The sequence below is a fragment of the Arthrobacter sp. DMZ02-1R genome (assembly GCF_057747935.1).
Window position 1 is genome coordinate 4,705,512 of sequence record NZ_CM173230.1, and the last position, 26,708, is coordinate 4,732,219.

A 26,708-nucleotide genomic window follows, 5' to 3' on the forward strand; every position below is an offset into this window, starting at 1 on the left:
GGAATGGACATATTCGCACTATGTCCATTCCTCGCAGCCAACGGGGAGCATGCTCTTTTGTTTTTCACTGCAGAAACATCAGATAGTCCGCGATATCCGACTCCGTGGCCCTGAGCTGTTCGAGATCACCGGCCAGGAAACCCTCCACAACGCGAGGATCAACGTAGGCGGCCCTGGCCACCGTTGGCGTGTTGCCGAGTAGTTCAGCGGTTTGCTTGATGGCCTCACGGATCTGCTGGCCCGCCGGCAATTTCCCGGCCGTGCCCGCGAGTGCCATGCCGGCCGCAGCAGTCCCTTTCCAGGTGCGGAAGTCCTTGGCGGTGTAGTCGCCGCCCGTGATGTGGCGAAGATAGTCGTTGACCATCGCGGCATCCAGGGAGGCCCAGCCGTCGCCTTCTTTGAAGGCCAGCAGTGGTTGTTTACCAGGCCTGTCTGCCAATGGCTTGAGGAATCGGGCCAGCGCGGGGTCGTTTATGGTGGATTCCCACGCTTGACCGCTCTTTCCCGGAAAATGCAGGGAAACCGTGTCTCCGGTGACCTGCACGTGCTTACATCTCAGGGTCGTGAGGCCATATGATCCGTTGCTCCGCATGTAGCCCTCTGATCCAACGCGCAAGGCTCCGAGATCCATGAGCCGCACAGCCGCGGCCAGGGTTCTGGTCTTTTCCGAAGGTGACTCGCGCAGATGTCGCGCGGCCAAACGCCGCGCTTTGGGCAAGGCGACCCCGAGCCGCGCTGCCCGGATGAACTTTTCAGTGTCCTGGCGTGCCCGCCACTCGGGGTGGTAGATGTATTGGCTCCGGCCGGCGTCGTCCACTCCCATTGCCTGGATATGCCCGTTTTCGAATGGGCAAATCCAGACATCGGCCCACGCGGGAGGAATTGCGAGAGCTTCCAGGCGCGTGCGCTCATCGCCTAGTACAAGGGATCCGTCCGGGCGGTGGTAGCTGAAACCACGGCCGGACCTTCGCCGGGAGATACCAGGCGTGCCCGGGTGACTACGTCGGAGCCGCGGCATGCGCTGGCCCTAACTCCTGCTTCCTGGTGCCTAAGCTTCCTGTGGGTCTGCCACGGGCGCGCCGGCGGACATGATCTCGGCGCTTATCATCCACGCGAGCTGCTCCAAACGTGCGATGAACGCATGCAGGAGGTCCGCCGTCGTGGGATCTTCTTCGTCCACTTGGTCGTGGACATCGCGCATGGTCTGGACAGTCCGCTCCAAGCGATCGGTGATCAGCTTCACGGCGTCCTTGGTCTTCGTCAATCCCGCGGGGAACTGCTCCAGGCGGGTCGAGGCAGCGATGGTGCTGCTCCTGCCATCGGGGAGCGCATGAAGCGCCCGCATCCTTTCTGCTGTTTCGTCAGCGAACTCCCGCGCCGCTGCCACGAGTTCGTCGAGTTGCAGATGCAGGTCCCGGAAATTGGCGCCAACAATATTCCAGTGGGCCTGTTTGCCCTGTAGCTGGAGCTCAATAAGGTCCGTCAGGACAAGCTGAAGACTGTCTGCCAGAGCTTGCGATGCTTTCATGGTTTCCCCTCCAAGACGACTGCTGACAATGAGTCAGGATCAGCGCCAGATAGCGGCGCCAGTCCTTCCACCCACCATATGACGATACCCAGAATTTTTGATAAGTGTACTTAGCACTTGATTTGATAAGGGTGCTTAGTAGTACGATGGAGGAAGTCGGTACCGGTTCGGACTGGATAAAAACTCCGGGAAACAATACGGCATCCGCTACAGAAACACTTCGCACGGAGTCCGGGGGGCTTGGTGCGGAACCACGGTTCGGAAGCGAACTGACAACCGAATACACCGCGAGGGGCCGGGCATTTGCCGGCGGCCCCGCTCAAGTAAGGAATGTGTGACTATGAACACCCTTCTGATCATTGCAGGCGTTGCGGCGATCATCCTTCTGCTCGTCGGCGGATTCTCGCAGGCCGTCAGCTGGCTCCTCTGGGTCGGCGTGGTCCTCCTGATCGTCGCGGCCATCGGCTGGCTCCTCAGCTTTATGTCCGGCCGCAGGTCCCGCGCCTAACCAACGGCAGCTGGCCCCACAGTGGCCCGCCTTCCGCCACTTGGCGAGAAGGCGAGAAGAAGTAAAACCATTACCACCAAAGGAGTACGTCCATGGGTGCAGATGACAAGATCCAAAACGCCGGGGAAAAGCTTGCGGGTAAATCCAAGGAAGCCGCCGGAAAGCTGACAGGCAACGAGAGGCTCGAAGCCGAAGGCAAGATGGATCAGAGCAAGAGCGACCTGAAATCGGCCGGCGAAAAGGTCAAGGACGCTTTCAAGAAGGACTAGTCCACTCGAAGTGCGGCTCCTGCCATGGGCGGGAGCCGCACTTCCGTTCCAGGGGTTAGGTCAATGCCGCCGCGCGTTCCGGATGGAGCTCCCCTCATAGCCGGAAATCGGCCGGCGCGGCGGCACCTCGGGCGACCATGAGTACTGGACAGTGCCCCAACTCAAGTCCCGAGCCAAGGAACTGGGCCTCACAGGCTACCAAGGCAAGAAGAAAGCCGAACTCATCTCGGCCCTGCGAAACCACTAGGCCATCCACCGGACATGCTCTCCGCACGGGCCCAGGAATGGACATATTCGCATTATGTCCATTCCTCGCTTCGCACGAGGGACATGTCCAGTGTGGGAGGGCCCAGAGGGACATGTCCAGTGATTGCTGAAGCGCCCGACGGCGGCGCGTCAGGCTTTCTTGACCCTCGCCCTGGGCTTGCTGGCCGCTTTGGCCGTCCCGGCGTCGTCGGACTCCTCGCTGGCGGCGGAACCTTTGCCCCGCTTCTTCTCGAGGCTCCGCTTGAGGGCCTCCATGAGGTCGATGACCTCGCCGCCCTCGCCTTCGCTTGCTGTCACGCCGAACGTCTCCTCGGTGTCGATGGAGTCGCCCTTTTCGAACTTGGCCGCGATGAGTTGGCGCAGTTGCACTTGGTAATTGTCGGTGTATTGCTCGGGCTCGAAGTCGCGGGCCATGGAGTCCACCAAGGCCGAGGACATCTCCAGCTCCTTGTCCGAGATCTTGACGTCGGTCTCCAGCGACGGGAAGTTGGCTTCACGTACCTCGTCGTCCCAGAGCAGGGATTGCAGCATCAGGACGTCCCCACGTACGCGCAGGGCCCCCAGCCTGGTCTTCTGCCGCAGGGCGTACTGCACAATGGCCACGCGCTCGGTGTCCTGGAGGGTGCGCAGAAGCAGCATGTAGGCCTTGGGCGACTTGGAATCCGGCTCCAGGTAGTAGGGCCGCTCGTACATGATGGGGTCCAGCTGCTCGGCCGGGACGAACTCCACCACCTCGATTTCGCGGCTATTCTCCGCAGGCAGGGACTTCAAATCCGCGGAGGACAGCACCACCGTGCGGCCTTCCTCTTCGTAGGCCTTGTCGATATCCTCGTAATCCACAACAGAGGCGCAGATTTCGCACTTCCGTTGGTAACGGATGCGGCCGCCGTCTTTGTTGTGGACTTGGTGAAGACTGACATCGTGGTCCTCGGTGGCGCTGTAGAGCTTGACGGGCACGTTGACCAGCCCGAACGCGATAGAACCCTTCCATATGGCCCTCATGCACTAAGTGAACATCACAACTCGGCGGAGGTGAAGAGGTGGCAACCAGCCAAAAGGAGCGCGTCAACGTTGAAGGCCATGAACTGACGCTCACCAACCTGGGCAAAATCATCTACCCGGAGACTGGCACCACCAAGGCCGAAGTGCTCGAGTACTACGCAGCCGTGGCACCCTTCCTGATCCCCGCCGCCGCCAACAGGCCCGCCACGCGTAAGCGCTGGGTGCACGGGGTAGGGACCACGGAGGAACCCGGGCAGATGTTCTTCCAGAAGAACCTGGACGACTCCACCCCGTCCTGGGTTCCGCGCGTCACCATCCAGCACCGGGACCACAGCAACGTTTACCCCCTCGTCAACAACCTCGCCACACTGACCTGGCTGGCCCAGATAGCCGCCTTGGAGATCCACGTGCCGCAATGGCAGGTGGACGCCGACGGAACCATGTTGCCGCCGGACCGCCTGGTCCTTGACCTCGACCCTGGCCCGGGCACAGGCCTCGCCGAATGCGTTGAAGTGGCCAAGCTGGCGCGCAGCATCCTGCAGGACATCGGGCTCGATCCCGTGCCTGTGACGAGCGGCAGCAAAGGCATCCACCTCTACGCCGGGCTGGATGGCACACGCAAATGGGAGCAGGTTTCAGCGTTCGCACACGAATTGGCGCGATCGCTCGAGGCGGACCATCCTGACCTGGTGGTCAGCGATATGAAGAAGACCCTGCGCAACGGCAAGGTCCTGGTGGACTGGAGCCAGAACAGCGGCAACAAGACCACAATCGTCCCGTACTCCCTTCGCGGACGCGCACACCCCATGGTGGCCGCACCGAGGACGTGGCGTGAACTCGCCTCCCCCAAGCTCGAGCATCTGGACTTCACGGCCGTCATGAAGCGGGTCAAAGAAGGAAAGGACCCCTTCGCCGCAGTGGCGGCCTGGCGCTCAGGGCACTCGCCCGTGTATGCGATCAGCGGATCCAGAAACAAGAACGACGACGACGGCTCCCCCGGCGCGGCCCGTGCCAGCACCGCCGTCGGGAGCACCGCCGTCGGGAGCACCGCCGTCGGAGGGACCGCCGTGAACCCGCGGTTGGCCAGCTACGTGGACAAGCGCGATCCGCAGCGGACACCGGAACCGTTTCCCGCCGTCGGACATCAACCCGGTTCGCGCCCACTCCAGGCCGACGCGGAACCCAATCCGCCCGGCGGAATCTTCGTTATCCAAGAACACCATGCCCGCCGCTTCCACCTGGATTTCCGGCTGGAACACAACGGCGTCCTGGCGTCGTGGGCTTTGCCACGCGGCGTGCCGGACACTCCGGCCAAGAACCACCTCGCGGTACGCACCGAAGACCACCCAATGGAGTATGCGCAATTCGCGGGCATCATTCCAAAGGGCGAATACGGTGCCGGGACGGTCAGCATTTGGGACAGCGGCGAGTTCGAATGCGAAAAATGGCGCGACGGCAAAGAAGTGATCGCTACCCTCACCGGCAAGCCCGGCGGCGGATTGCGCGGCACCCGCCGTTTTGCGCTCATCCACACCGGGGAGTCGCCGTCGCAATGGCTGATCCACCTGATGAAGGACAAACCGGGCCATCGGACCGTGCTGTTGCCTGATGCCCCGTCGCGTTCGAGCGGCACGCCGAGCTACGCGCCCATGCTCGCAACCGCCGGGACCACGGCCGATGTTTCCTCCGGCGACTGGTTGTTTGAACTCAAATGGGACGGCTTCCGCGCCATCGTTTCAGGTTCTGGCGGCAAGATCAGGCTGACCAGCCGCTCCGGGATCGACATGACGCCCACGTACCCCGAGCTATCGGATCCGCGGTACTGGCCCCACCACGACTTCGTGGCAGACGGCGAAATCGTGGCACTCAGCAAGAACGGCCGGCCCAGTTTCGAGTTGCTCCAGAAGCGGATGAACCTCTTCAAACCTGGCGACGTCGAACGCGCCCGGGCTGCGGTCCCCGTGCAGCTCATGCTGTTCGATCTCCTGTACGACGCCGGATCCCGCGGCAGCGCCGAAAAAGGCGGCAACGCCGAAAAAGGCGGCAACAACGCCGACCTCACCTCCCTGCCGCTCGGCGAGCGCCGGGACCGGCTGGCGGCCTTCCATGCCGAACTGCCTGCCGAGGGCTCCCCCATCCATGTATCCGAAGCGTTGGAGCACGATCTTGCCGACATTCTGGCCAGCGCCGCGGAACTTGGATTGGAAGGAGTCATGGCCAAGCGCGCGGATAGCCGATATCAGTCGGGTCGGCGCAGCAGGTCCTGGATCAAGCTCAAGTTGGAACGCACGCAGGAAGTGGTGGTGGGTGGTTGGCGGCCTGGCGCCGGGGCGAGGCTCGGGACCATTGGGGCTTTGCTGGTGGGGATCCCCGACGGCGACAAACTGCGCTACGCCGGCCGCGTCGGCACCGGCTTCAAGGACTGGCAACTCCGCGACATCCTGCAGCGTTTGGAACGGCTCGACCGCCCGGGCTCCCCTTTCCATGACATCCCGGCCGAGGACGCCGCCACCGCCCATTGGGTTGCCCCCGAGCTCGTGGGAGAGGTGACGTTCGGCGATTGGACCGGCACCGAGAGGATGCGGCATCCCGTCTGGCGCGGGTGGCGCCCGGACAAGTCCCCTGGTGACGTCCAGCGCGGCTAGTCGCGGCCAGGTCAGCCCGGGCGCGGCCAGGTCAGCCATGACACCGAAAATGCCCTGCGCCACCGGAATTCCGGTCTCGCAGGGCATTTTGCGTGTCGAGGGGCGAATATTTCTAAGAGGAGTGCGGCATCTGGGGACGGCTGGTGCGGTGGACCGCGGTGACCGCCGCTTGCTGGCCGACGCGCCCGTGGTTGGCGCCGCGGTCCTTGGGGTGCTTGGTCTTGCCGCTGCCGTCCGGCCAGGCCGGTCCTTGGGTTGAGCCCAGCGTCATGGCCACAGTTGCCGGGGCCGGCATGGGCACCATATCCATGGACTCAACCAGGTGGCTGGCTACCTCGGAGTTGATTTGTTGCGCAACGCGCTTCGCAGCCATTGTTCTTCCTTTCTGCGTTGAAACGAAGGGATTTTCCATACTAGGTGGGAGCGATCCGCTTGTCTGCAGGATCTACCAGCGGACTTTCTTCTCGGACTTGGCGAGCTTGCCACTCGCTTGAGTGGGCTTGTGTCCTTTTCCGGTGCTTTGCCAGCTGTTCCCTGCCCCGCCACGGGACTTGCTGGCCAGCATCTCCTTTTGGGCGTCAGTCAGTTTCGATCTGACACCGGCAGCCGGGGTGTCAGTTTCCTGCTCGGCGGGTTCCTGCTCGGGGTTGGTCTCGGGTGTGTTGGGTGTCATGCAGTGGACTCCTTAAAGCTCTTGATTTGCCGGAGGAGGTCTCGGGACGCGACGTCCTCTGCTGGGTCCAAATAGCAACAGTGACAGAAACGGCGCGGAGGCGAAGCCTCAACAGGCGTGGATTTTTGTCGGTTCAAACTCAACGGCGTCGGATCAACGTCAGCAGTGGCGTGGCCAGCATCTGCAACGAACCAGGACCCGCTGGTCTATTCAAAAATCAGTGTTCCCATGCACCCACCCTAAACACTCCGGACCGGGTTTGTGAACCCTGACTTTCCCGGCGCGCGTTTCACGCATAGCCTCCGTGTCGGCTCTGGGCTAGCATGGCATTTCAAGCGACTCACGACGAGTCCGTAGCCGAGTCCTTACGCCAGGAGGTGAGACCCATCAAAGCAGCAATCCACGGGTGCTCCCTCCCGATCCCACGGCGAGCCTGAACTAGGTCGCCAGGAGAGCACCCCTCGGTATCCCGAAAGGCTCTCCCATGTCAGCACCCACGTTCCGCCCCTCCCACTCCGCCGTGACATCTCGGCTCCGTTCCGCCGGTTGCGTCTTCGCTGAAGACGAGGCCCAGCTCCTGATCGACGCCGCGCACGCTCCCGAGGAACTCGACCGGATGGTCGACCAACGGGTTTCAGGCCTGCCCCTCGAACACCTCCTCGGCTGGGCTGAATTCTGCGGCCAACACCTTGCCGTGGACCCGGGAGTCTTCGTCCCCCGCCGCCGCACGGAGTACCTCGTCCAGGAGGCGGCCCGCATCGCCCGGCCGGGCGCCGTCGTCGTCGACCTTTGCTGTGGTTCGGGTGCCGTGGGTACTGCCGTGGCCACGGCGGTGGGCGGCGTCGAACTGCACGCCGCCGACGTCGACCCAGTCGCGGTCCGCTGCGCCGCTCGCAACGTCGGGCCGGCAGGCGGAGAAGTGCATGAAGGCGATCTCTATTCAGCCCTGCCGGTCACTCTTCGCGGTCGCGTGGACGTCCTAGTTGCCAACGCTCCTTACGTCCCTACGGACGCGATCGGGATGATGCCGCCGGAGGCCCGGCTGCATGAACCGCTCGTGGCGCTCGACGGCGGCGCAGACGGACTGGACGTGCAGCGTCGGATCGCTTGGGAGGCGCCGTTGTGGCTGGCTCCCGGGGGTAACCTGCTGATCGAAACGAGCGTCCGGCAAGCCGCGTCGACGGCGGCCCTGTTTGAGCTCGCCGGTTTGGCCGCCGAAGTAGTCTATTCCGACGAATTCGACGCCATGGTGGTGCTCGGAAAACTACAGGAATCCCACCGGAAATGATCAGCAATCCGTGCGTTTCGTGGTCCTGCACCAAACAATTTGGTGACACCATCCCGGAACACGCCAAAATCCGCGTGGTTCCGGGGCTGTAGGCGGCAAATGGATGTCAAACGTTTGTGCCCAAAGTAGGCCGGAAAAGCACCGAAATTCGGAATCTGACTCTCAGTTTCTACGAATCTCGCGTAAAATTGAAACCCTGCCCAGAGCGGAGCAGCTGTATGTCGCAAGCAAATGATCTCCCTAGGAGAAACCCAAATGCCCACAGACCGAAGCATTACCGACTCTTCAGCAGGCGCTAGGAACGCCGCTGCAACGAGCAAGACCGCACCACGCGGTGCCTCAAAATTGAAACTTCCAACACGCCGCCGACTCAAGGTATCCGACGTCAATGTCGTAGACCAGCCCATGCTGAAAAAAGCACTTGGCGGCACGATCGTCGGTAACACCATGGAGTGGTACGACGTCGGCGTGTTCGGCTACCTCATCACCACCATGGGGCCCGTCTTCCTGCCCGAAGCCGACAAGTCCGTGCAGACCCTGTTCCTGCTGGGAACATTCGCCGCAACTTTCGTGGCACGGCCGCTCGGCGGCGTAATCTTCGGCTGGCTGGGTGACAAGGTGGGCCGCCAAAAGGTGCTCGCCACGACACTCCTGCTGATGGCGGCGAGTACCTTCGCCGTCGGACTCCTGCCTGGATACGCGCAAATCGGCATCTGGGCAGCCGTGCTGCTCGTCATTCTGAAGCTCGTCCAGGGTTTCTCCACGGGCGGCGAATACGCCGGTGCCACCACGTTCGTGAGCGAATACGCTCCGGACAAGCGCCGCGGCTTCTTCGCGAGCTTCCTTGATATGGGCTCATACATCGGCTTCGCCCTTGGCGCGGCCCTCGTGTCCATCCTGCAGCTCACCATCGGCCAATCGGCCATGGAGGATTGGGGTTGGCGCTTGCCGTTCCTCCTCGCGGGACCGCTCGGCATTATCGCCGTGTACTTCCGTAGCAAGATCGAGGAATCCCCCCAGTTCCAAGCCACTTTGGATGCCCAGGAAGCCCTCGCCGCGGACGCAGCAGCCGGCGATGCCGCAGTAGCCAAGGGCCCCATCGGCATCGTCAAGGCCTACTGGCGCCAGATTATCCTCGCCATGATCCTCGCCGCAGCTGCCAACACCGTGGGCTACATGCTGACTTCCTACATGCCCACCTACCTGACCGAGTCCAAGGGCTACGACCCCGTTCACGGCACTCTGCTGACCATCCCCGTATTGGTCATCATGGCTGTTTGCATCCCGCTGACCGGCAAGCTCTCTGACCGCATTGGCCGCCGGCCCGTGCTGTGGATCGGCGCCATCAGCACGGTCGTCTTCGCCGTTCCGGCGTTCCTGCTGATCGGTCTCGGTGGCATTTGGTCCACCCTTGCCGGTTTGGCCTTGGTCGCGTTCCCTGTCACGTTCTACGTGGCCAACCTCGCCTCGGCACTGCCGGCACTTTTCCCGACGTCAAGCCGTTACGGCGGCATGGGTATCGCCTACAACTTCTCCGTGGCGATCTTCGGCGGTACCACGCCGTTCATTGTCGCTGCCTTGATCAAGGCATCGGGCGACGACATGATGCCGGCGTACTACCTCATGGGCACGTCAGTGGTTGGCGCAATCGCCATCTACTTCCTGCGTGAATCTGCACAGCGCCCACTCCCCGGTTCCATGCCCAGCGTGGACACCCCTGCGGAGGCTCACGAGCTGGTGGCCACTCAGGACACCAACCCTTTGATCGACCTGGAGGAGATGCCGTTCGATGACGGCATCCTCGTAGCAGCGGAGCCAGACCGGGAGCACGTCCTGGCCTAGTCCCCGGCTTTCCGAAGGCTGTCCCGCATTGGCGGTCTAGGGCCGTTCGGCCCTATCCATGGGTGGAAACCGCAATTTAGGCTCGAAGGCATGACTGCTGAACCCCATGCGGGGTTAGATGGACCCGCATCAGACGCAATGTTGAAGCTGGCCCGGTTTTTCACCAAATGGGACCAGACCGACGACGGCAGGGCAGTCTTCAGGGAGGGCGGGCGCAGTGGCGATATTTTCTATCGGGACAGGTGGAGCCATGACAAGGTGGTTCGTTCCACGCACGGGGTGAACTGCACGGGCTCCTGTTCCTGGAAGGTGTACGTCAAGGACGGCATCATCACCTGGGAGTCACAGCAGACCGATTACCCCTCCGTGGGGCCGGATAGCCCGGAATACGAGCCCAGGGGCTGTCCCCGCGGGGCGGCGTTCTCCTGGTACACCTATTCGCCCACGCGCGTCCGCTTCCCCTACGCCCGGGGCGTCCTCGTCGAAATGTACCGCGAAGCGAAGGCCAGGCTCGGCGACCCGGTGCTGGCCTTCGCCGACGTCGTAGGGGACCCGGAACGCCGCCGCCGCTACCAGCAGGCCCGCGGCAAGGGTGGGCTGGTGCGGGTGTCCTGGCAGGAAGCCATCGAAATCGCCGCCGCCGCACACGTCAACACCATCAAGGCTTACGGCCCGGACCGCTGCTCCGGCTTCTCTCCGATCCCGGCGATGTCCATGGTCTCCCATGCCGTCGGGACCCGGTTCATCCAGCTGATCGGCGGGGTGATGACGTCCTTCTACGACTGGTACGCCGACCTGCCCGTTGCCAGTCCGCAGGTGTTCGGGGACCAGACCGATGTCCCGGAATCCGGTGACTGGTGGGACGCCGGCTACCTCATGATGTGGGGCTCCAACGTCCCCGTTACCAGGACCCCGGACGCGCACTGGATGGCGGAGGTGCGGTACCGAGGCACCAAGGTGGTGACCGTCAGCCCCGATTATGCGGACAACACCAAGTTCGCGGACGAATGGCTTCCGGCACAGGCGGGAACAGACGCCGCCCTGGCCATGGCCATGGGGCACGTCATGCTCAAGGAATTCTTCATCGAGCGTGAGGTGCCTTTCTTTTCCGACTACGTCCGCCAGTACACGGACCTGCCGTTCCTGGTCCGGCTCGAACGGCGCGACGACGGCTCCCTCACGCCCTCGAAGTTCCTCACCGCCAAGGACCTCCCGCTGGAGTCCGGGGCTGAGGACGCAGCGTTCCGCACCGTGCTGTTCGACAAGAAGACCGGCCTGCCAGCCGTGCCGAACGGCTCCCTGGGGTTCCGTTACTCCGGAAGTGGCGAGGGCAAGTGGAATCTGGACCTTGAAGGCATCGAACCCGCGCTGTCCCTGCGTGAGGTCTCGGCCCAAAACGCCGAAATCCTACTGCCTTGCTTCGAGGACGCGGGCGGAGCCGGCAGCGTGCTCCGCCGCGGCGTGCCCGTCATGGAGGTGGAGGGCCAACTGGTCACCACCGTGTTCGACCTCATGCTGGCCCAGTACGGTGTCGGCCGCGAAGGGCTCCCGGGAGAATGGGCCGCAGGCTACGACGACGCCTCGACGCCCTACACCCCTGCATGGCAGGAGGAGATCACGTCCGTCCCGGCGCAGGCCTGCATCCGGGTGGCCCGCGAGTTTGCCCGTAACGCCGAGGAGTCCAAGGGCCGCTCAATGATAATCATGGGCGCCGGAATCTGCCAGTGGTTCCACGGCGACACGACCTACCGGGCGGTGCTGGCCCTCGTGATGCTGACCGGCTGCATGGGCCGGAACGGCGGCGGCTGGGCGCACTACGTGGGCCAGGAAAAGACCCGCCCTGCGACTGGCTGGGTGTCCCTGGCCAACGCGCTGGACTGGTCCCGGCCGCCGCGGACCATGATCGGCACCGGCTACTGGTACATGCACACGGACCAGTGGCGCCAGGACGGCTACTCCGCGGACGCGCTGAAATCCCCGCTCTCCACCGGAGCCCTCGACGGCATGCACACCGCGGACGCTCTGGCCCAGTCCGCTCGGCTCGGCTGGATGCCGTTCTACCCGCAGTTCGACCGGAACCCGCTGGACCTCGCTGACGAGGCGGAGGCCGCCGTCGCCGCCGGCACCGCGAAGGACACCCCCGGCTACATCGCCGACGCGCTCAAGAACCGGACCCTGAACCCGGCGATCGAGGACGTGGATGCCCCGGAGAACTGGCCACGAACCCTCGTGTTGTGGCGCTCAAACCTGTTCGGCTCCTCCGCCAAGGGCAACGAGTACTTCCTCCGCAACCTGCTGGGCACCCACAACAACGTCCTGGGCAAGGACCACGCCGAAGGGCTCAAGCCCAAGGACGTGAAATGGCATGAGCAGGCGCCCGAAGGAAAGCTCGACTTGTTGGTCTCCGCCGACTTCCGGATGACCTCCACTACGCTGCTGTCCGACGTCGTGTTCCCGGCCGCCACCTGGTACGAGAAGCACGATCTGTCCTCCACTGACATGCACCCCTTCGTGCACGCCTTCACCCCCGCGATCGACCCGCCGTGGGAGACCAAGACCGACTTTGACACGTTCCACTTGCTGGCCCAGGAGTTCTCCCGGCTGGCGAAAACCCATCTAGGCGTCCGCCGGGACTTGGTCAGCGTGCCGCTGCAGCACGACACCCCGGGCCAGCTCGCCCAGCCCGGCGGGATCGTAAGGGACTGGCGGGACACCTCAATCCCCGCGGTGCCAGGCCAGAACATGCCCGTGTTCACTGTGGTGGAGCGGGACTACACTGCTATCGCTGACAAGCTGGCCGCCGTCGGGCCGCTGGCCGACAAGCTGGGCTTCACGGTCAAGAACGTCACCTACGAACTTGCCGGTCCCCTGAAGCGGCTCAGCCACGCCAACGGCGTCATGCTCGGCGGCGCCGCGGACGGCCGCCCCGCAATCGACACGGACGCGAAAATGGCCGAGGCCATCCTGGCCTTTTCCGGCACTACCAACGGCGCGCTGTCGGTGCAGGGCTTCAAGGACCTGGAAATCCGCACCGGCCGGAAACTCGCGGACCTTTCAGAGGGCTCCGAGGAAAAATTCATCACCTTCGCCCAGACCCAGGCCGGCCCGGTCCCCGTGATCACCTCGCCGGAATGGTCCGGCTCCGAAACCGGCGGCCGCCGCTACGCCCCGTTCACCATCAACGTCGAGCGGCTCAAGCCGTGGCACACCCTCACCGGGCGGATGCACTTCTTCCTGGACCACGACTGGATGATCGACATCGGCGAGGCCCTGCCGATCTACCGGCCGCCCCTGGACATGCACCGCCTCTTCGGCGAACCCAAACTCGGCCAGGACGGGGCCATGGAGGTGGTGGTCCGCTACCTGACACCGCATTCCAAATGGTCCATCCATTCCGAATACCAGGACAACCTGCTGATGCTCTCGCTGTCCCGCGGCGGGCCCACTGTCTGGATGAGCCCTTCGGACGCCGGCGCCATCGAAGTCAAGGACAACGACTGGGTGGAATGCGTCAACACCAACGGGGTTCTTGTGGCCAGGGCCGTGGTCAGCCACCGGATGCCTGCGGGAGTGGTCTACGTCCACCACGCGCAGGAACGCACCATCGACGTACCGAAGTCCGAGGCGACCGGACGGCGCGGTGGCATCCACAACTCCGTGACACGGCTGCTGGTCAAGCCCTCGCACCTGATCGGCGGCTACGGCCAACAGACCTACGCATTCAACTACCTTGGCCCCACCGGGAACCAACGTGACATGGTTGCCACCATCCGCCGTCGTTCACAGGAGGTGCAGTACTGATGCGTGTCATGGCTCAAATGGGCATGGTCATGAACCTGGACAAATGCATCGGCTGCCACACCTGTTCCGTGACCTGCAAACAGGCATGGACCAACCGTGCAGGCACCGAATACGTCTGGTTCAACAACGTCGAAACGCGTCCCGGGCAAGGGTATCCGCGCCGCTACGAGGACCAGGAGAAGTGGAAAGGCGGCTGGGAGTTGAACAAGCGCGGCAGACTGGTGCTCAAAGCCGGCGGCCGGGTGAAGAAGCTCCTAGGGATCTTCGCGAGCCCGGTCCAGCCCGAGCTCAAGGACTACTACGAGCCGTGGACCTACGATTACAAGACCCTCGTGGATGCACCGCTTGGCGACGATTTCCCGGTGGCCCGGCCCAAATCCCTCATCACCGGCGAGGACACCAAGATCACCTGGTCCGCGAACTGGGACGATGACCTCGGCGGAGCCCCCGAAATGGGCCATCTGGATCCGATCGTAGAGAAAGTCCGTCGGGAGTCCGAGGACAAGATCAAGTTCGCCTACGAACAGACCTTCATGTTCTACCTGCCCCGGATCTGTGAGCACTGCCTGAACCCTTCCTGTATGGCCTCCTGTCCCTCCGGTGCCATCTACAAACGAGTGGAGGACGGGATTGTCCTGGTGGACCAGGACAAGTGCCGCGGCTGGCGGCAGTGCGTCACCGGCTGCCCGTACAAGAAGATCTACTTCAACCACAAAACCGGCAAAGCCGAGAAGTGCACGTTCTGCTACCCGCGGGTCGAGGTGGGGCTGCCGACGGTCTGCTCGGAGACCTGTGTGGGGAGGCTGCGGTATCTGGGGTTGTTCCTGTACGACGCCGACTCCGTCACCGCGGCGGCGTCCGTCACGGACCCCCAGGAACTCTACGATGCGCAGATGGACGTGCTGCTGGATCCGAACGATACCGCCGTCCAGGCCGAGGCCCGGGCCCAAGGCATCCCCGAGGACTGGATCGACGCCGCCCGGCGCTCGCCGGTCTACGCCCTAGCCAAGGTGTACAAGGTGGCCCTGCCCTTGCACCCCGAATACAGGACCATGCCGATGGTCTGGTACGTTCCCCCGCTGTCCCCGGTGGTGGACCTGCTGCGGGACCAGGGGCACGACGGCGAGGACGCCGGCAACCTCTTCGGCGCCATCGATGCATTGCGCATCCCGGTGGAATACCTTGCGGAGCTCTTCACCGCCGGGGATTCCCACCGGGTCACCGCGGTTCTGAAGAAACTAGCGGCCATGCGCTCCTACATGCGCGGCATCAGTATGGGCAACGACCCCGACGATTCCATCCCGGAAGCCGTTGGCATGGACGGGCAGACGATGTACGAGATGTACAGGCTGATGGCGATCGCAAAGTACGAGGAGCGCTATGTCATCCCCAAGGCCCACGTGGAACAGGCCCACGACCTCGAGGAGATGGGCTGCTCACTGGACTTCGAAGGCGGCCCGGGCATGCAGGATTCCTCGCCGTTCGGCGAAGCCAGCGGCAAGCCCGTTCCAGTGGCGGTGGAAACCTTCAATGCCCTGCGGGACCGGCAAACCTCAGGCTCGGCGCCCGGCCAATCGACCCTGCGCGGCAGGGTGAACCTGCTGAATTGGGACGGCACGGGGGCCCCGGACGGGCTCTTCCCCGAGAAACCATTCCCCATGAAACCCGGCGGCCCCGCGGAGACCCCGACGGTCGGTGAACAACCATGATCCGGAATCAGCAAGTCGTCTACCTCGCGGCGGCCTGGTGCTTGTCCTACCCGGATGAGGAACTGATCGGCCGAGTGCCGCTCATGCGCTCCGCGCTGGCCGAATTCCCCGGGGCCGTGGCGGATTTCGCGGAAGTCCTGGACCGGCTGGAGTCCACGCCGCCCATGGAGATCCAGGCCCACTATGTGCGCGAGTTCGACCTCGGCAGGCGCCATGCCCTGCACCTCTCCTATTGGACGGACGGGGACACCCGGCGCCGTGGTGAAGTGCTGGGCAGCTTCAAGAAGGTATACCGCCGGAGCGACATCTTGGTGGACACCCACGGTGAACTGCCGGATTACCTCCCGATGGTCCTCGAATATGCGGCCGTGGTGGACATGGCAGCGGGCCGGGATCTGCTTATCCGGTACCGGGCCAGCCTGGAGATGCTCCGCTTCGGCCTGCTCCGGGACGAACTCCCGCATGCACGGATCCTGCAGGCCATCTGCGACACGCTTCCGGGGAAGTCCCCGGCGGACGAGCAGGCCGTCATGCGGATGGCCGGGTACGGGCCGCCCACCGAAGCCGTGGGGTTGGACCCCTACGATCCCCGCCTGCTGCCCGTGAAGGGAGCCTGAGATGAACCCGTCTGCGGAGGGCACCGCCATGCTTGCCATCACCCCCCTGGACATCCTGCTCTGGGGAGCCTTGCCGTACGTCATGGTGGTGGTGCTGGTTGGCGGGCTGGTGTGGCGCTACAAGTACGACCAATTCGGCTGGACCACGCGGTCCTCGCAACTCTACGAGTCCCGGCTGCTGCGCATCGCCTCCCCGCTGTTCCATTTCGGTCTGCTGGCCGTGATCGCTGGCCACTTCTTCGGCTTGGTCATTCCGATGGCGTGGACCCAGGCCGTGGGGATGAGCCAGGAGTTCTACCATTTCAACGCCTTGCTCGTGGGCGGGGTCGCCGGCGTCGGGACCCTAGGCGGGATCGTCTTGCTGATCTACCGTCGCCGCACCACCGGACCGGTGTTCATGGCCACCACCAAGAACGACAAAACCATGTACGTGGTGCTGACCGCCGCGATCCTTTTCGGTCTGTGGACCACTCTGGCAAGCGTCTTCGAAGGCGAGCACGGACACAACTACCGCGAAACGGTTGCCCCGTGGTTCCGGTCCCTCTTCATCTTCCAGCCGGACATCGCCGCCATGGCCACGGCGCCGTTCTCCTTCCACCTGCACACGCTGGTGGGCATGGCGCTCTTCGTGATCTGGCCTTTCACACGGCTGGTGCATGCCTTCACGGCTCCGTTCCACTACCTCTTCCGGCCTTACATCGTCTACCGCTCCCGGGACCGTGACCGGGACGGGAGCCGCGCTGGCGCCACCACTGCTAGGACCTCAGGGACGGCCGCCCGCCGCGGTTGGTCCGCCGTCGGAACCCGGGACCGGGACACCCGGAACCGCTGACCTGCACCCGCAAGCGCCGCCGGAGTAAACCGTGCCGCTGAACCACTTTGAGGAGGAATCCGTGGCCGGAACTCAGCCGCACACGATGTCCGCACCCGCCGACCGGACGCTCAACCTAGTACTCGCCACCTCGGCTTCGGTGATTTGTTTTTGGGCGTGGAACTCCGTGGCCACCCTGGGATCCTTCTACACTCTGAACCTGCATCTCAATCCGGCCGCCACGGGCGTGCTGGTGGCCATGCCCGTGTTTGTGGGCTCGCTCGGCCGGATCGTGGTGGGCACGCTGACGGACCGGTACGGCGGCCGTGCCATGTTCACGTTTGTCCTGCTGGCCGCCATCCTGCCCATATTGCTGGTGGCAGTGGGCGGAACCCTCAACTCATTTGCCGCGGTCCTCGGCGCAGGTCTGCTTCTCGGCGTGGCCGGGACTGTCTTCGCCGTGGGGATCCCGTTCGTGAGCGGCTGGTACGAACCCTCCCGGAGGGGCTTTGCCACCGGGGTATTCGGGGCCGGAATGGGCGGAACGGCCCTCGCCGCGTTCCTAAACCCGCGGCTCGTGGCCTGGATCGGGTATTTCCCGACGCACCTCGTAATCGCGGCGCTCCTGGCGGGCATGGCCGCCCTCATCTGGTTCCTCATGAAGGAATCACCCGACTGGAGCCGAAATAGCGCGCCCGTCATTCCCAAGCTCATGGACGCCGCCAGGAACCCGGTCACGTGGAAGATGTGTTTCCTCTACGCCGTCGTCTTCGGCGGGTTCGTGTCATTCGCGACCTACCTGCCAACGTACCTCCGCGATGTCTACAGCTTCGATCCGAACGGGGCGGGGGCCCGGACAGCCGGATTCGCCCTGGCCGCCGTCCTGGCGCGGCCCCTGGGCGGCGTGCTCGCGGACAAGCTGGGTCCCAAGCCGGTGGTGATCGCGTCGCTTGCCGGCGTCGCGCTACTCGCCTGGGTGGTGAACCTGCAGCCCGACGGCGAAGTCCGGGCCGGCCTGACGTTCGTGGCGATGGCGGCCGCCCTGGGTCTGGGCGCCGGCGGGGTTTTCGCGTGGGTAGGCGTGCTGGCGCCACAAGGAAAGGTGGGCAGCATCAGCGGCCTCGTCAGCGCGGCGGGCGGCCTGGGCGGTTACTTCCCACCGCTGGTGATGGGTGCAACGTACCAGGCCGCTACCCACAGCTACTCGATCGGCTTGCTGCTTCTGGTCTTCACGGCCCTTGTTGCCTTGGCCTTCACCGTCTTCGCCGTGAGGGGCAGAACCAAGGCGGCGACAGCACCGAAAGATCCTTCAACCCCTTCAAACAATGGCGGGCCACCGCCACCGGCTACCACAAACGCGCCCTGACCTGACGCGCCGCCGTTGTACTTTGCACCCGTCCTCATCTGAGGGTAATAAGGACACGCCCCACTAGGCCTTGCGGTCCGCTTTCTGCTCCTGCATCCGCTTTGCTTCCGCCTGGATCTTCGGACCATAGCCGCCATTCAGTGCAGTGTCCTTGATGTGCGTGGCCTTCGCGACGCGGTCGCCGTCCGCCGCGTCCTTCAGTGCCTTCAGGTCCGCCTGCAGCGCCGCTGGAAGCTTTGCAGCCAGCTTCGGACGCTTGTCCAGGATGAAGGTAGCGATCTTCACGGCGCGTTGGCCGTAGTTGGGCTTGCTGCTGTCACCATTCACGAAGAACCGCAGGGCAGCCGCCAAAGGGTGCCGCCCCAGGGCCGTCTTGGCTGCCGCCGCAGCCGTCGCGTTGGGCTGGGAGGTGGCTGCCGCCGTCGTGCTTGGTGCGTTAGTGGAGGTGGCCGCGTTTGCGGCGATCACGCCTCCGCCCAGCAGGAGGCTGGCCGCAAGGACGCCGACGACGGCGGTCCGGGCCTTGCTGCCCTTGCGCGGCTGAGTTGGGGTGCTGGAGAATGCGGTGTTGTTATTCATGGTCCGTGTCCTTTGCTTCCGGCCGGTGGCCTATCCACCGGCGCTCTGTACGACACTCTCGTCCAATGGCATGAACTGATTGTTCGGCCAATGTTCGAGGAATGTAAAACGTCGCCGTCAGCGGCCAAGGACACTCCGGGGAGCACGCGCGTGCTGTTGAATGGACGCATGGAGGACAGAGGATTGGTGCTGATTGCCGAGGATGAACAGGCAATCGCCGATATCCAGCGCCTGTACTTGAGTCGCGCGGGTTTCGGCGTGCACGTGGAGCGCGATGGGATTTCTGCGCTGGCACAGATCAGGCGGCTTAAGCCGGTCGCGGTGATCCTCGACGTCGGCCTGCCGGGAATGGACGGGATCGAGCTCTGCCGGCAGTTGCGGCAGGCCGAGGACTGGACACCGGTACTCTTCGTGACTGCCCGCGACGAGGAAGTGGACCGCGTCCTTGGCCTGGAACTGGGCGCCGACGACTATCTCACCAAGCCGTTCTCACCCTCCGAACTCGTGGCCCGGGTCAAGGCTGTGCTCCGTCGGACGGAAGGCACCCTACGGCCCAAACCGCTGGTGCTGGGCAACATCGAACTGGATCCGTTGAACCGGACCGCTCGCGCGGGCACCACGGAACTCACCCTGACGGCCACGGAGTTCGACCTCCTCGCCTATCTCATGGCCCAGCCCGGCCGCGTCTTTTCCCGTGAGCAGCTGCTTTCGGCCGTGTGGGGCCAGGCCAGTTATGCCGCTGGACGGACTGTGGACGTGCACATCGCGCAGCTCCGCGCCAAGCTCGGCGAGCACTCCCCCATCGCGACGAGCCGCGGCGTCGGGTACTCAGCGGTCGCCGGGGGCACCCGGTGAGGCGCTGGTTCGGCACACTGGCCGGGCGCACGACGGCGGTGATTGCCGCCGTCGCGACCGTCGCCGTCGTTCTCGCTGGCCTTCTGGCCGCGCAACTGGTGAACGCAACAGCGGTAGACGAAGCCAAGAAGTATCTCGCGGTCGAGGCCGATTCCCTCGGCAAACAAACGAGCCTCGGAAGCCTCCAGGATCTTCGGGCCGATCTGCTCACCCACGGCGCGAGGCTCGCGCAAATCGGTTCCGATGGCCGTGTGACAGGCGGCGGGGCCAGGCTGGTGGATGCGAAGACCGTGGCAGATGTGCTGGCCGGAAAGCCGGTATCCAGGACCGTCGACGGCCCGCAGAACACGGTGGTCCTTGAGGCCCGGCCCTTGGCGGCTGGCGGTGGCGTAGTGCTGGCGCAGCCCGTGTCCGAAATCCGTGCGGCCGCCGCTCCCCTGCTGAGCCGCATGCTGATCGCCCTCGCGGCCTGCCTCGTGTTCTCCATTGTGGCGGGCGGCCTGCTGGCGCAATGGCTCAGCCGGCCGTTGGTGCGCACGGCGCAATCGGCCCACCGGCTCGCAGCCGGTGAACGTTCCGTGCCGGTAGCGCCCGGCGGACCGGCCGAAGTGGCGGAGGTTTCGCAGGCCTTGGCCGCCCTCGACGCCGCGCTCCGGACCAGCGAGGGGCGCCAACGCGAATTCCTGCTCTCCATTTCGCACGAAATCCGGACGCCCCTCACCGCCCTTCGAGGCTATGCCGAGGCCCTGGCCGATGGCGTGGTCAGCGGAGACGACGTGAGCGGCGTCGGGCGGACCCTCGTCGCCGAAACCAATCGGCTGGACCGATTCGTGCGCGATCTCCTGGAATTGGCACGGCTTGAATCCGACGATTTCCGCGTGGAACTGCAGCCCGTGGACGCCTCCTTGATCCTGAGCGAGAGTTGGCAGGCTTGGCAGGCTGTGTGCCTCCAAAACGGGATCACCGGACGGTTCGAACTACCCCCAGGGCCTTTGCTCGTCCGTAGCGATGGCCAGCGGTTGCGCCAAGTGGTGGACGGGCTGCTGGAAAACGCCCTGCGAGTGACTCCCGGAGGCTCTCCCGTTGTGCTCGCCGCATACCCCGCCAGCGGCGCGCTCACCGTGGAAGTGCGCGACGGCGGACCGGGGCTCACGGAAGCGGATGCCGCCGTCGCGTTTGAACGCGGTGCGCTCTTTGCCAGATACAGCGGCGAACGGCCCGTAGGCAGCGGGTTGGGATTGTCCATCGCCGCAAGGATTGTGCAGCGGCTTGGTGGGCGCATCAGCGTGCGGACGGCGCCGGAGGGCGGCGCGGCGTTCGTGGTGGAGTTGCCCGCCATTCCTGCTGACTCCAAGCAAACGTAGACTCTGCGCATGGCTGAAGTTTCAGTGGGTTCGTTGCACCATGTAGAGATTTGGGTACCGCACATCGGCCGTGCCCAGGAAGAGTGGGGCTGGCTGCTGGCGGAGATGGGCTACGAACAATTCCAGGAGTGGCCCGATGGCTGCAGTTGGAAACTCGGAGCCACGTACATCGTGATCGAACAGTCCGCGGCGCTCACGGGAAGCACGCACCGCAGGACCGAGCCCGGACTTAATCACCTCGCCTTCCATGCAGGTACCAGGGAGAACGTGGACCGGCTCCGGGAGCTCGGCGCCGATTCCGGCTGGTACGAGATGTTCGAGAGCAAATATCCCCACGCCGGCGGCCCCGACCATTACGCCGCCTATCTGGTGAACACCGACGGCTACGAGGTTGAACTGGTTGCCGTCTAGGGCCTGAGCCAGTAGCAGGGCACAAGGACACCTGTCTTGGACCAACCGATCGGAGCAACCTGCACCGGGGTGGCCGCGCCGTCAACCGCCCCGAGACACGCCGTTCGCGCGTTGCGCACTCCCGCGCTCCACGACGGTCCCTGCTCCCGCGCCACCTGCGTGGGGAAATACGCGGTAGCCAGCAGAACAGCGAACGCCATGAGGACTCCGGCAGATGCCTGTGGCCGCAAAGCGCGAATGGAATCTGCCAGCAAAGGAAACAGCGCCAGGATAAACATCGCCGGGATCGCCGAATACCTCGTCAGAATGGACTTGGCCCAGTCGCTTTCCGTGAAATGGACATAGTCGAACTGTCCGCCGGGGTTTGCAACGAGACACGCAGCCCAAACTCCGAAAGATACGGTAACGAAGAGCAACGCCAGAAGGCGGTGTTCCCGTTTGGACTTCAGCAACAGATACGCAAGGGCGGCGATGATCGGAAGGCATGCAAGCACAACAGGGCCGGCTCCGAAATTCAAAACGTTGAGCCCCATGTTGCGCGATGATCCGAAGAAGACAACGCCCGCGATATTGATAAACCACCCGACTACAACGGACAGCGGATCCAAAGGGGGATCGTTGCTGGGGGTGCGCGGATAGTGAAGTGTGGTGTAGATCTGGAACGCTGCACCGATGATCAGGCCAGCGCGTGCCGGCCAGAAGGCCCTACGGCGGATACCGAGAAATACCAGAGGCAGGAACACCACGGAAATCACTTCCGTAAGCGCCGACAACAGCGCTGCCAGGAACAGAACTACGCCCTCGGAGCGGCTTCTCGCAGGCTTCAGCAGCAGCCATGGCATGAGCCACAGGAGATACCAATGGACATTTGCCGTGTTGCCGAGAATTTCATATGGTCCAACACTAAGCAGCACCGGGATCGCGGCCCACCCAAGCCTTACCCAAACACTGTCGCTCAGCGCCGAGGCGCAATGGAAGGTCAGGTAAGCAACGACGGCGACCACAAGGCAGGAGGCAAAAGCCAGGCCCACAGCGAAGTTCTCCACCGGCAGAACGCGGACGATCACGGCTCCGAACAACCGGGGCAGGACATGCAAGTAGCCCTCGTAAGGGGCGAAAATTGAGCCTACTCCGCCTCCGGACATGGCCCCGCGAAGAAAGACCGGGCCATCTTCGGCCCACACGCTATCCCAGACGGTCTGCGGCAGCCTAAAGAGAGAAACGAAGGAAGTGGCCGCAACAGCTAGGACGGCGATGGCCGGGCGAGCGGCCGTGACTCTCCACGATATTCGGCGCAGCATTTACTTCCCTTGTCTTAGGAGACCGTCACGCAATACTGGCCCAAGCATCTTCGAATAGTTCTCCGTCAGGTGGCCCCCATCCGCGAACATGGGCGTATTGCCCACGAAACTCGGACACTTGTTCTCCGAATCGCAGAACCACGACGTCGTGTCGAGGCTTGAAACATTGGATGGTGCCGCCGAGGCTGCTGCGAACTCCGCCGACTGCGTTTCTATTTGCTCTGCCGTCCGCTCGGCGATGCAGTCTTTGGGTGTGTTAACCGTAGTTGCACACCATGGGAGAACCTTGCCCTTGGGAGGCGGCCCGATCAGCACAGTCTTATTTGCAAGCGGCGCGAACTCCTTAAGGGTTTCCCCTGTGGCCTGCCCCCAAGCGTTGACCGCATCTTGGCCATTGGCACCACTGGCTAGACGCAGAACCGTCTCCTGTACGCTGCTCATGATGATCATGTCCGGATGAAGGCGGGCCAGGTAATCTTTTACCCATTCGTGGTGCTTGTCGCACTCCGGATAGCCAGGAGAATTTCCGTCGGCACCTTTGTCTTTTAGCACAGGGATGTTGATGGCAGGACATTGCTGAAGCGTCAGCGACTGAATCTTCCAGCCCGAACCCACCAGAGCCGCCCGCAGTCCGGGCATATAACTGATTGCTATAGAGTCGCCGACGAGAACTGCGGTCTTCGGTGCTCCCTTGTCTCCGTACATGCATCGGGAGAGATCTGCTTCCCAAACGTCCTGGCACGAGTCTTCCCGCCATTCGGGAACCCACGCCTTGGCCATCAGATTGTCGAGCGAGGGCGTGAGCGCGGGCCATGTCTTAGCGTCCAGGCCGCTTCTGATTTGTTTTGCGCGCAACGCCGGCACAATGTCGAGTTCCTTAATGTTGCCTGCCGCGCTTTCTTGCGCCGGGGCGGCAGCGGGAAGAGCGGAGAGCGCAATTGCGGCTAGGGTCGCGAGACAAGCCGGACCAACCCCCACCAAAACGATCTTGGGCCATGCGGACTTCCACCGCCGATGGATAACGGGCCGATCGGCGCTGGGCTTACGGTCATTGAGCCAGCTCGACTTCCGGACCGGGTCTTCAATCAAGTGGAAAGAGGCGATTGAAAGCAGCGCCATGAGGGCTACCTGCGCCAAAATTGTCAGGGGACCCTGCGGTTGTGGGAAGAGAGTCGCTGCAATCGTGATTACAGGGAAGTGCCAAAGGTACAGAGAATAGGAGATCTTTCCGAGATACTGCATCGGCTTCACCGAGAGGATGTCAAAGCGCGATTGCGTAACTTCTCCGGTCCCCGCGGCTATGACGAGGGCTGTCGCCAATACTGGAACGGCACCCCACGGGGCAGGAAAAACCGAGTGGGAATCGAGCAAGATTACCGATGCCACGATACCGACGAGGCCGACGCTGGCGAGGACCGGCCGAGCAGCCGCGGGGATGTGTGACAGCCGGGACGTGAGGGTGGCAATCAAAGCGCCGACGCCAAGCTCCCAGCCCCGGGAAAGGGTGGAGAAGTATGCCCAGGTTGGCTCTGCCCGGGACTGCCAACACGCATAGGCGAAGGAAGCGGCCGTGATGACGATCAAAGCCACCCGAAGTAGCCGGAGAGCGCGGGTCTTGCTCGACTTAAGACGATTTGCAGCCAGGCCCAGAACCACCACGATCACCACAGGCCAAATGAGATAGAACTGCTCCTCAACTGCCAAGGACCAATAGTGCTGAAGCGGCGAAGCCGGGACACGGGCCTGCATGTAGTCCGTGCCGGTCGCCGCAAAGTGCCAATTCGCGGCAAAAAACAGCGAGTACGCGCCGTCTTCAAGAACGGTTTTGGCTCGCCCGATACCGTAGGTGGAGAAAATTGCAATTACTGTCACCAGGAGGACAAGCACGGCCACGGGCGTGATCCGGCGCAGCCGCCGTCGGTAGAAGTCCGCGAACGAGATGGTACCGCTTCGCTCATATTCCCTCAGGAGCAATCCGGTAATCAGGAACCCGGAAATTACGAAGAAGATGTCAACGCCGACATATCCACCAGCAGGCCATTTGATCATATGGTCTAGAACGACGACCCCTACGGCAACCGCCCGAAGTCCTTGAATGTCTCGGCGAATCCCGGACGTCTTTCGTCCGGGACGCCCGTCTGTTGGGACTTGGACGGAAGGCATCAAGGCATCGGTGCGGACAGGCATGGGTGCTCCCCCAGGTAAGCGCGAACATCGCACGGATGTCAGCTTTGGGTCAACGTCAGATCGCAGGGAAGTGTCCGCGATCGGCGATGCCAACTCGCGAAAGACTCCACATCCCCCAAACGATCATAGCGAACTCGCAGGCCCTGATCGGTCGAGGACAAACGTCGCGAAGCATTCGTTGGCGCCGGACGCAGGTGTTCCTTCGACGGAAGCTATTTTGGAGACACGCCAGGAGCAGCCAAGATGGGGGCATCCTCTGTGGACTCCGGAACGGCAAGCTTCGCAGGCCTCACTAGGCTCAATAGCTTCAGCAATGACCACCCCAGGACCATGATTACCAGCAAATTTCGCAGCGTGAGAAGGGCGGCGACGCCCGGATTTAGCGCCGTGAGCAACTGCATATAGAGGATGGGGTAAACGACGGTTGTAATAATTCCAATAGCAACGATGGACACCACCGGCACTCCCCAACTCCGCCCGTTGAAAGCCGCCCCTACGCAGATCACTGCCGCCAGCCAGATCATGAACTGGGGTGAGCCCACCTTGTTAAAGACGATCATTGACGAAACCAAGGCAAGTGCGCCAATCGCCAACAGGTCTTGCCTGTCTGCGCCGCGGCGGGCCGCAATGTGGATCAGAAGGACTATGAGCACCACGACCAAACCGAGCAGCGGGTTCATCAGGGCACCCACCTTGTCGGCTAATGATCCTTGGATTTCCATCGTGGAGATGGCAAAGTTCGGGTGAATATGGGTTCCAAGGTGGAGAACTGCCTGCCACAAGCCGGGCGTAGTGAGTGGTGCTTCGAGCTGCATTCCCCGGTCCCCCTGTGCCTGGATGAATCCAAACAAGTTGGCTTTTCCACCGCCCACCACAACGCCAGCCACAATTAATGCAGATACGGCGACGCCAGCGACGAGAATTCGGACCCACGCTTTGCTAGACACCACCAAAGCAAGAACCACACCGGCCGGCCATACCTTGATCCACGTCGCCACGGAGAGCAGGGCGGAAGCCACAGCCGGACGAGTTGAGGCGAGAACAAGGCCCATCACAACAATCGGGGCTGAGATGCCGTCCACACGTGAGAAAACCAGGGGGCCAAGAATCGCGGTCAATGAGATCCAGAGATAGGCCGACTGCCAGCCATACCGGGCTGCCCTGGTCCTGAGTAGCGCGATCAACGCCCCAAAGTTAAGCATGCTGCAGAGGAGAAACCACCCAAGCATGTAGTGTTCGTGTCCAAACGCAGCGGCCGCAACCATTGGGAACATTGCTCCGATTGGATAAACCCAGGCAACGTTGACGCCCTGCCACATGCCTTCATTGAGTCCTTGGAAGGCCCACTCACGGTAAAGGCCCACGTCCCCATATGTTTCTCCGCCAGCGATGCGCGGGAGGAGCAGCAGTAGGAAAAGCCCATGAACCAACGCAAACGCAACCAGGACAGTAGACTTCCGCGAAAGCACTACGATCAAACTTGGCACATCTTTCTTCACAAGTGACTCTCTTTATGTCTGCGGTGACCTAGCGACGGACGTGAGGCAATGGTGTCCTCCACGGTGCGCCCCTAATAACGGCTACGTGATCCTGTGGGAGCTTACAGGATTGTCTTCGCGGGTAAGAATCGACCCAACCCGCCGTCGCATGGCGATCCTCGGCCACCGGCTCAAGCCCACCAAGCC

Annotated in this window: 22 protein-coding genes and 1 pseudogene; 14 read left to right on the forward strand and 9 right to left on the reverse strand. The window is 63.3% G+C overall.

What is annotated here, in order from left to right:
* Window positions 1-64: 64 nt before the first annotated feature.
* Complete coding sequence (locus AC3ANQ_RS22360) at window positions 65-1,018, reverse strand: DNA topoisomerase IB (RefSeq protein WP_488303069.1); 954 nt, start codon at window positions 1,016-1,018, stop codon at window positions 65-67.
* Window positions 1,019-1,048: 30 nt separating this feature from the next.
* On the reverse strand, window positions 1,049-1,528 hold the full coding sequence (locus AC3ANQ_RS22365) for a Dps family protein (RefSeq protein ID WP_488303070.1): 480 nt from the start codon (window positions 1,526-1,528) through the stop codon (window positions 1,049-1,051).
* Window positions 1,529-1,868: 340 nt separating this feature from the next.
* Here AC3ANQ_RS22365 and AC3ANQ_RS22370 point away from each other — a divergent pair, with 340 nt between their 5' ends.
* From AC3ANQ_RS22370 to AC3ANQ_RS22380, 3 genes and pseudogenes are all read left to right on the forward strand, one after another.
* A complete protein-coding gene (locus AC3ANQ_RS22370; protein WP_488303071.1) occupies window positions 1,869-2,036 on the forward strand; it encodes a hypothetical protein in 168 nt (55 codons plus the stop codon).
* A gap of 92 nt (window positions 2,037-2,128) precedes the next feature.
* Window positions 2,129-2,305 carry a CsbD family protein gene (locus AC3ANQ_RS22375; RefSeq protein WP_059388403.1) on the forward strand — a complete coding sequence of 59 codons (177 nt, stop codon included), beginning with the start codon at window positions 2,129-2,131 and terminating at the stop codon, window positions 2,303-2,305.
* A 106-nt stretch (window positions 2,306-2,411) separates the two neighbouring features.
* A pseudogene (locus AC3ANQ_RS22380) lies at window positions 2,412-2,552 on the forward strand (Rho termination factor N-terminal domain-containing protein); the annotation flags it as partial.
* A gap of 149 nt (window positions 2,553-2,701) precedes the next feature.
* Here the strand turns inward: AC3ANQ_RS22380 and ku are convergent.
* Window positions 2,702-3,574 (reverse strand): non-homologous end joining protein Ku, encoded by an 873-nt coding sequence (gene ku, locus AC3ANQ_RS22385; protein WP_488303072.1) that lies wholly within the window; start codon window positions 3,572-3,574, stop codon window positions 2,702-2,704.
* A 38-nt stretch (window positions 3,575-3,612) separates the two neighbouring features.
* On the opposite strand from ku, the gene AC3ANQ_RS22390 reads away from it, so the two are divergent.
* Window positions 3,613-6,219: an ATP-dependent DNA ligase gene (locus AC3ANQ_RS22390; protein ID WP_488303073.1), complete on the forward strand. Its 2,607-nt coding sequence runs from the start codon at window positions 3,613-3,615 to the stop codon at window positions 6,217-6,219.
* A 112-nt stretch (window positions 6,220-6,331) separates the two neighbouring features.
* On the opposite strand, the gene AC3ANQ_RS22395 is transcribed toward AC3ANQ_RS22390, so the two are convergent.
* A complete protein-coding gene (locus AC3ANQ_RS22395) occupies window positions 6,332-6,592 on the reverse strand; it encodes a hypothetical protein (protein WP_488303074.1) in 261 nt (86 codons plus the stop codon).
* A 72-nt stretch (window positions 6,593-6,664) separates the two neighbouring features.
* Window positions 6,665-6,892, reverse strand: a complete 228-nt coding sequence (locus AC3ANQ_RS22400) for a hypothetical protein (protein ID WP_488303075.1) — start codon at window positions 6,890-6,892, stop codon at window positions 6,665-6,667.
* Between the two features lie 484 nt (window positions 6,893-7,376).
* Between AC3ANQ_RS22400 and AC3ANQ_RS22405 the strand changes: the two genes are divergently transcribed.
* The 7 genes from AC3ANQ_RS22405 to AC3ANQ_RS22435 all read left to right on the forward strand — a co-directional run bounded on the left by AC3ANQ_RS22405 (window position 7,377) and on the right by AC3ANQ_RS22435 (window position 18,326).
* The gene (locus AC3ANQ_RS22405; RefSeq protein ID WP_488303076.1) at window positions 7,377-8,180 is read left to right on the forward strand and encodes a putative protein N(5)-glutamine methyltransferase; all 804 of its coding nucleotides are present in this window, start codon (window positions 7,377-7,379) and stop codon (window positions 8,178-8,180) included.
* A gap of 255 nt (window positions 8,181-8,435) precedes the next feature.
* Window positions 8,436-10,022, forward strand: coding sequence for an MFS transporter (locus tag AC3ANQ_RS22410; RefSeq protein WP_488303077.1), 1,587 nt, complete (start codon window positions 8,436-8,438; stop codon window positions 10,020-10,022).
* 90 nt (window positions 10,023-10,112) lie between these two features.
* Window positions 10,113-13,823, forward strand: coding sequence for a nitrate reductase subunit alpha (locus tag AC3ANQ_RS22415; RefSeq protein ID WP_488303078.1), 3,711 nt, complete (start codon window positions 10,113-10,115; stop codon window positions 13,821-13,823).
* Window positions 13,823-15,532 (forward strand): nitrate reductase subunit beta, encoded by a 1,710-nt coding sequence (gene narH, locus AC3ANQ_RS22420; RefSeq protein ID WP_488303079.1) that lies wholly within the window; start codon window positions 13,823-13,825, stop codon window positions 15,530-15,532. Before AC3ANQ_RS22415 ends, narH begins: the two co-directional genes overlap by 1 nt.
* Window positions 15,529-16,149, forward strand: a complete 621-nt coding sequence (narJ, locus tag AC3ANQ_RS22425) for a nitrate reductase molybdenum cofactor assembly chaperone (RefSeq protein WP_488303080.1) — start codon at window positions 15,529-15,531, stop codon at window positions 16,147-16,149. The genes narH and narJ overlap by 4 nt, the downstream gene beginning before the upstream one ends.
* Window position 16,150: 1 nt before the next feature.
* A complete protein-coding gene (narI, locus tag AC3ANQ_RS22430; protein ID WP_488303081.1) occupies window positions 16,151-16,981 on the forward strand; it encodes a respiratory nitrate reductase subunit gamma in 831 nt (276 codons plus the stop codon).
* Window positions 16,982-17,042: 61 nt separating this feature from the next.
* On the forward strand, window positions 17,043-18,326 hold the full coding sequence (locus AC3ANQ_RS22435) for an MFS transporter (RefSeq protein ID WP_488303082.1): 1,284 nt from the start codon (window positions 17,043-17,045) through the stop codon (window positions 18,324-18,326).
* A gap of 63 nt (window positions 18,327-18,389) precedes the next feature.
* Here AC3ANQ_RS22435 and AC3ANQ_RS22440 read toward each other — a convergent pair whose 3' ends face one another.
* Entirely contained in the window at window positions 18,390-18,905 is a 516-nt protein-coding gene (locus AC3ANQ_RS22440) for a hypothetical protein (RefSeq protein ID WP_488303083.1), read from the reverse strand.
* A 168-nt stretch (window positions 18,906-19,073) separates the two neighbouring features.
* Here AC3ANQ_RS22440 and AC3ANQ_RS22445 point away from each other — a divergent pair, with 168 nt between their 5' ends.
* The 3 genes from AC3ANQ_RS22445 to AC3ANQ_RS22455 are packed head-to-tail and all read left to right on the forward strand — an operon-like array spanning window position 19,074 to window position 21,535.
* Window positions 19,074-19,760 carry a response regulator transcription factor gene (locus AC3ANQ_RS22445; protein ID WP_488303084.1) on the forward strand — a complete coding sequence of 229 codons (687 nt, stop codon included), beginning with the start codon at window positions 19,074-19,076 and terminating at the stop codon, window positions 19,758-19,760.
* Window positions 19,757-21,124, forward strand: coding sequence for a sensor histidine kinase (locus AC3ANQ_RS22450; protein ID WP_488303085.1), 1,368 nt, complete (start codon window positions 19,757-19,759; stop codon window positions 21,122-21,124). Before AC3ANQ_RS22445 ends, AC3ANQ_RS22450 begins: the two co-directional genes overlap by 4 nt.
* A 9-nt stretch (window positions 21,125-21,133) precedes the next feature.
* A complete protein-coding gene (locus tag AC3ANQ_RS22455) occupies window positions 21,134-21,535 on the forward strand; it encodes a VOC family protein (RefSeq protein ID WP_488303086.1) in 402 nt (133 codons plus the stop codon).
* Here the strand turns inward: AC3ANQ_RS22455 and AC3ANQ_RS22460 are convergent.
* The 3 genes from AC3ANQ_RS22460 to AC3ANQ_RS22470 form a co-directional block, all read right to left on the reverse strand.
* Complete coding sequence (locus tag AC3ANQ_RS22460) at window positions 21,532-22,836, reverse strand: hypothetical protein (protein ID WP_488303087.1); 1,305 nt, start codon at window positions 22,834-22,836, stop codon at window positions 21,532-21,534. The genes AC3ANQ_RS22455 and AC3ANQ_RS22460 overlap by 4 nt on opposite strands.
* Complete coding sequence (locus tag AC3ANQ_RS22465) at window positions 22,837-25,023, reverse strand: acyltransferase family protein (protein ID WP_488303088.1); 2,187 nt, start codon at window positions 25,021-25,023, stop codon at window positions 22,837-22,839.
* A 212-nt stretch (window positions 25,024-25,235) separates the two neighbouring features.
* The gene (locus tag AC3ANQ_RS22470; protein WP_488303089.1) at window positions 25,236-26,492 is read right to left on the reverse strand and encodes a glycosyltransferase 87 family protein; all 1,257 of its coding nucleotides are present in this window, start codon (window positions 26,490-26,492) and stop codon (window positions 25,236-25,238) included.
* Window positions 26,493-26,708: the final 216 nt, after the last annotated feature.

Excerpts from the sequence above, each read along its gene's own strand:
- AC3ANQ_RS22360 (WP_488303069.1), bottom strand. The coding sequence starts at position 1,018 with ATGCCGCGGCTCCGACGTAGTCACCCGGGCACGCCTGGTATCTCCCGG.
- AC3ANQ_RS22365 (WP_488303070.1), bottom strand. The coding sequence starts at position 1,528 with ATGAAAGCATCGCAAGCTCTGGCAGACAGTCTTCAGCTTGTCCTGACG.
- AC3ANQ_RS22370 (WP_488303071.1), top strand. The coding sequence starts at position 1,869 with ATGAACACCCTTCTGATCATTGCAGGCGTTGCGGCGATCATCCTTCTG.
- AC3ANQ_RS22375 (WP_059388403.1), top strand. The coding sequence starts at position 2,129 with ATGGGTGCAGATGACAAGATCCAAAACGCCGGGGAAAAGCTTGCGGGT.
- ku (WP_488303072.1), bottom strand. The coding sequence starts at position 3,574 with ATGAGGGCCATATGGAAGGGTTCTATCGCGTTCGGGCTGGTCAACGTG.
- AC3ANQ_RS22395 (WP_488303074.1), bottom strand. The coding sequence starts at position 6,592 with ATGGCTGCGAAGCGCGTTGCGCAACAAATCAACTCCGAGGTAGCCAGC.
- AC3ANQ_RS22400 (WP_488303075.1), bottom strand. The coding sequence starts at position 6,892 with ATGACACCCAACACACCCGAGACCAACCCCGAGCAGGAACCCGCCGAG.
- AC3ANQ_RS22405 (WP_488303076.1), top strand. The coding sequence starts at position 7,377 with ATGTCAGCACCCACGTTCCGCCCCTCCCACTCCGCCGTGACATCTCGG.
- AC3ANQ_RS22410 (WP_488303077.1), top strand. The coding sequence starts at position 8,436 with ATGCCCACAGACCGAAGCATTACCGACTCTTCAGCAGGCGCTAGGAAC.
- AC3ANQ_RS22415 (WP_488303078.1), top strand. The coding sequence starts at position 10,113 with ATGACTGCTGAACCCCATGCGGGGTTAGATGGACCCGCATCAGACGCA.
- narH (WP_488303079.1), top strand. The coding sequence starts at position 13,823 with ATGCGTGTCATGGCTCAAATGGGCATGGTCATGAACCTGGACAAATGC.
- narJ (WP_488303080.1), top strand. The coding sequence starts at position 15,529 with ATGATCCGGAATCAGCAAGTCGTCTACCTCGCGGCGGCCTGGTGCTTG.
- narI (WP_488303081.1), top strand. The coding sequence starts at position 16,151 with ATGAACCCGTCTGCGGAGGGCACCGCCATGCTTGCCATCACCCCCCTG.
- AC3ANQ_RS22440 (WP_488303083.1), bottom strand. The coding sequence starts at position 18,905 with ATGAATAACAACACCGCATTCTCCAGCACCCCAACTCAGCCGCGCAAG.
- AC3ANQ_RS22445 (WP_488303084.1), top strand. The coding sequence starts at position 19,074 with ATGGAGGACAGAGGATTGGTGCTGATTGCCGAGGATGAACAGGCAATC.
- AC3ANQ_RS22455 (WP_488303086.1), top strand. The coding sequence starts at position 21,134 with ATGGCTGAAGTTTCAGTGGGTTCGTTGCACCATGTAGAGATTTGGGTA.
- AC3ANQ_RS22460 (WP_488303087.1), bottom strand. The coding sequence starts at position 22,836 with ATGCTGCGCCGAATATCGTGGAGAGTCACGGCCGCTCGCCCGGCCATC.
- AC3ANQ_RS22465 (WP_488303088.1), bottom strand. The coding sequence starts at position 25,023 with ATGCCTGTCCGCACCGATGCCTTGATGCCTTCCGTCCAAGTCCCAACA.